The 967-nt window shown below is 67.7% G+C and carries 1 protein-coding gene; it reads left to right on the top strand.

Annotation, left to right across the window (positions count from 1 at the left end; translation table 11 throughout):
• Positions 1 to 52 precede the first annotated feature (52 nt).
• Positions 53 to 966 (top strand): IS5 family transposase gene (locus ACA514_RS48235; protein WP_375048287.1). Its coding sequence is split into 2 segments (ribosomal slippage): positions 53 to 428 and positions 428 to 966, totalling 915 coding nucleotides; the frame shifts between segments, so codons are not numbered across the junction.
• The last annotated feature ends 1 nt before the right edge of the window (position 967 follow it).

Genomic DNA, 967 nt, shown 5'->3' on the forward strand with positions numbered 1-967 from the left:
CCTAGGGCGTGTCCGATAGATCTTGATCTATCGGTTCGGTAGTTGTTGGTCGGTGACGCGGCGGTTCGAGTTGACTGATGCGGAGTGGGAGCGGCTTGCGCCGCTCCTGCCGTCTTGTGGTGGTCGTGGTGGGCAGTGGGCCGATCACCGGCGGGTGGTGTCGGGCATCTTTTACCGCGTTCGGACGGGGGTGCCATGGCGGGACCTGCCGGAACGGTTCGGGCCATGGAAGACCTGCTATGAGCGACATCGCCGCTGGTCAGCGGACGGAACCTGGCGCCAGATCCTGGACGAGCTACGGATCGGGGCCGACCTGGCCGAGGGCGATGACTGGACGGTCGGGATCGACTCCACCGCGGTGCGTGCGCACCAGCACGCGGCCGGAGCCAGGCATCGCCGACCGCATCGGCTCCGCAAAAAGGGGACCTGAGAAGGGACGAATCCGACGGCCGGGAAGCCCTGGGCCGGTCCCGCGGTGGGCTCACCACCAAGATCCACCTGGCCGCCGACCGGCGCTGCCGGCCGATCGCCCGGCTGACCTCACCGGGCCAGCGATTCGACGGCACGATGCTGCTGCCGGTGCTCGGCCAGGTCCGCATCAAACGCTGCGGCATCGGCCGCGATCGAGTCCGGCCCGGCCGTGTGCTGGCCGACAAGGCCTACTCCAGCCGAGCCATCCGCGCCCATCTCCGCCGCCGCGGCATCAAGACCGTCATCCCAGAGAAGACCGACCAGCAGAAATGGCGCAAGCGCCGCGGCAGAGCAGGCGGCCGCCCGGTCGCGTTCGACTCCCAGGCCTACAAGGACCGCAACGTCGTCGAACGCTGCATCAGCAAGCTCAAGCAGTTCCGGGCGGTCGCAACCCGCTACGACAAGAGAGCCTTCGTCTACGACGGCACCATCGACGTCGCCTCCATCAAGATCTGGCTCCGCGACCTCACCCAAGATCCGTCGGACACGACCTAGA

It is taken from the genome of Actinomadura sp. NTSP31, assembly GCF_041951385.1.
GTDB classification, from domain to species: domain Bacteria; phylum Actinomycetota; class Actinomycetes; order Streptosporangiales; family Streptosporangiaceae; genus Spirillospora; species Spirillospora napierensis.